Source organism: Streptomyces sp. NPDC001513, assembly GCF_042894695.1.
GTDB lineage: Bacteria > Actinomycetota > Actinomycetes > Streptomycetales > Streptomycetaceae > Streptomyces.
In genome coordinates this window covers 1-3,204 of the sequence record NZ_JBIAVU010000034.1, presented here as the reverse complement: position 1 = coordinate 3,204, position 3,204 = coordinate 1, and the positions used below count along the sequence as shown (strand labels likewise).

The 3,204-nt window shown below is 56.8% G+C and carries 1 rRNA gene; it reads left to right on the top strand.

What is annotated here, in order from left to right:
• The first annotated feature begins 50 nt into the window (after positions 1–50).
• Positions 51–3,173: ribosomal RNA gene (locus ACFYZ4_RS39865) — 23S ribosomal RNA — on the top strand.
• The last annotated feature ends 31 nt before the right edge of the window (positions 3,174–3,204 follow it).

Here is a 3,204-nt window from a genome sequence, read left to right as displayed (position 1 = left end):
CGGGTGGCTGGTCGTTGTTTGAGAACTACACAGTGGACGCGAGCATCTGTGGCCAAGTTTTTAAGGGCGCACGGTGGATGCCTTGGCACCAGGAACCGATGAAGGACGTGAGAGGCCGCGATAGGCCCCGGGGAGCTGCCAACTGAGCTTTGATCCGGGGGTGTCCGAATGGGGAAACCCGGCAGTCGTCATGGGCTGTCACCCATGCCTGAACACATAGGGCATGTGGAGGGAACGCGGGGAAGTGAAACATCTCAGTACCCGCAGGAAGAGAAAACAACCGTGATTCCGGGAGTAGTGGCGAGCGAAACCGGATGAGGCCAAACCGTATGCGTGTGATACCCGGCAGGGGTTGCGCATGCGGGGTTGTGGGAATGAGCTTGATCGGTCTGCCGGCCGGTCGGCGAGTCAGAAACCGTTGATGTAGTCGAAGGACATGCGAAAGGTCCGGCGTAGAGGGTAAGACCCCCGTAGACGAAACATCAGCGGCTTGCTTGCTCATCTCCCAAGTAGCACGGGGCCCGAGAAATCCCGTGTGAATCTGGCGGGACCACCCGCTAAGCCTAAATATTCCCTGGTGACCGATAGCGGATAGTACCGTGAGGGAATGGTGAAAAGTACCGCGGGAGCGGAGTGAAATAGTACCTGAAACCGTGTGCCTACAAGCCGTGGGAGCGTCGCCGTTGTTCTTCGGAACAACGGTCGTGACTGCGTGCCTTTTGAAGAATGAGCCTGCGAGTTAGCGGTGTGTAGCGAGGTTAACCCGTGTGGGGAAGCCGTAGCGAAAGCGAGTCCGAATAGGGCGATTGAGTTGCACGCTCTAGACCCGAAGCGGAGTGATCTAGCCATGGGCAGGTTGAAGCGGAGGTAAGACTTCGTGGAGGACCGAACCCACCAGGGTTGAAAACCTGGGGGATGACCTGTGGTTAGGGGTGAAAGGCCAATCAAACTCCGTGATAGCTGGTTCTCCCCGAAATGCATTTAGGTGCAGCGTCGTGTGTTTCTTGCCGGAGGTAGAGCACTGGATAGGCGATGGGCCCTACCGGGTTACTGACCTTAGCCAAACTCCGAATGCCGGTAAGTGAGAGCACGGCAGTGAGACTGTGGGGGATAAGCTCCATGGTCGAGAGGGAAACAGCCCAGAGCATCGACTAAGGCCCCTAAGCGTACGCTAAGTGGGAAAGGATGTGGAGTCGCAGAGACAACCAGGAGGTTGGCTTAGAAGCAGCCACCCTTGAAAGAGTGCGTAATAGCTCACTGGTCAAGTGATTCCGCGCCGACAATGTAGCGGGGCTCAAGCGTACCGCCGAAGTCGTGTCATTGCAGCAATAGGGCCAACGCCCGCTGTGATGGGTAGGGGAGCGTCGTGTGCCGGGTGAAGCAGCAGCGGAAGCTAGTTGTGGACGGTTCACGAGTGAGAATGCAGGCATGAGTAGCGATACACACGTGAGAAACGTGTGCGCCGATTGACTAAGGGTTCCTGGGTCAAGCTGATCTGCCCAGGGTAAGTCGGGACCTAAGGCGAGGCCGACAGGCGTAGTCGATGGACAACCGGTTGATATTCCGGTACCCGCTTTGAAACGCCCAATATCGAATCAGGCGATGCTAAGTCCGTGAAGCCGTTCCGGACCCTTCGGGGAAAGGAAAGTGGTGGAGCCGACGAACCAGACTTGTAGTAGGTAAGCGATGGGGTGACGCAGGAAGGTAGTCCAGCCCGGGCGGTGGTTGTCCCGGGGTAAGGGTGTAGGCCGAGGGGTAGGCAAATCCGTCCCTCATTAAGGCTGAGACCTGATGCCGAGCCGATTGTGGTGAAGTGGATGATCCTATGCTGTCGAGAAAAGCCTCTAGCGAGTTTCATGGCGGCCCGTACCCTAAACCGACTCAGGTGGTCAGGTAGAGAATACCGAGGCGTTCGGGTGAACTATGGTTAAGGAACTCGGCAAAATGCCCCCGTAACTTCGGGAGAAGGGGGGCCATCACTGGTGATCGGATTTACTCCGTGAGCTGGGGGTGGCCGCAGAGACCAGCGAGAAGCGACTGTTTACTAAAAACACAGGTCCGTGCGAAGCCGTAAGGCGATGTATACGGACTGACGCCTGCCCGGTGCTGGAACGTTAAGGGGACCGGTTAGTGCGCTTTCGGGCGTGCGAAGCTGAGAACTTAAGCGCCAGTAAACGGCGGTGGTAACTATAACCATCCTAAGGTAGCGAAATTCCTTGTCGGGTAAGTTCCGACCTGCACGAATGGCGTAACGACTTCTCGACTGTCTCAACCATAGGCCCGGTGAAATTGCACTACGAGTAAAGATGCTCGTTTCGCGCAGCAGGACGGAAAGACCCCGGGACCTTTACTACAGTTTGATATTGGTGTTCGGTTCGGCTTGTGTAGGATAGGTGGGAGACTTTGAAGCAGCCACGCCAGTGGTTGTGGAGTCATCGTTGAAATACCACTCTGGTCGTGCTGGATGTCTAACCTCGGTCCGTGATCCGGATCAGGGACAGTGTCTGATGGGTAGTTTAACTGGGGCGGTTGCCTCCCAAAGAGTAACGGAGGCGCCCAAAGGTTCCCTCAGCCTGGTTGGCAATCAGGTGTTGAGTGTAAGTGCACAAGGGAGCTTGACTGTGAGACCGACGGGTCGAGCAGGGACGAAAGTCGGGACTAGTGATCCGGCGGTGGCTTGTGGAAGCGCCGTCGCTCAACGGATAAAAGGTACCCCGGGGATAACAGGCTGATCTTCCCCAAGAGTCCATATCGACGGGATGGTTTGGCACCTCGATGTCGGCTCGTCGCATCCTGGGGCTGGAGTCGGTCCCAAGGGTTGGGCTGTTCGCCCATTAAAGCGGTACGCGAGCTGGGTTTAGAACGTCGTGAGACAGTTCGGTCCCTATCCGCTGTGCGCGTAGGAATATTGAGAAGGGCTGTCCCTAGTACGAGAGGACCGGGACGGACGAACCTCTGGTGTGCCAGTTGTCCTGCCAAGGGCATGGCTGGTTGGCTACGTTCGGGAGGGATAACCGCTGAAAGCATCTAAGCGGGAAGCCTGCTTCAAGATGAGTATTCCCACCTCCTTGAGAGGGTAAGGCTCCCAGTAGACGACTGGGTTGATAGGCCAGATGTGGAAGCCCGGTAACGGGTGAAGCTGACTGGTACTAATAGGCCGAGGGCTTGTCCTCAGTTGCTCGCGTCCACTGTGTTAGTTCTGAA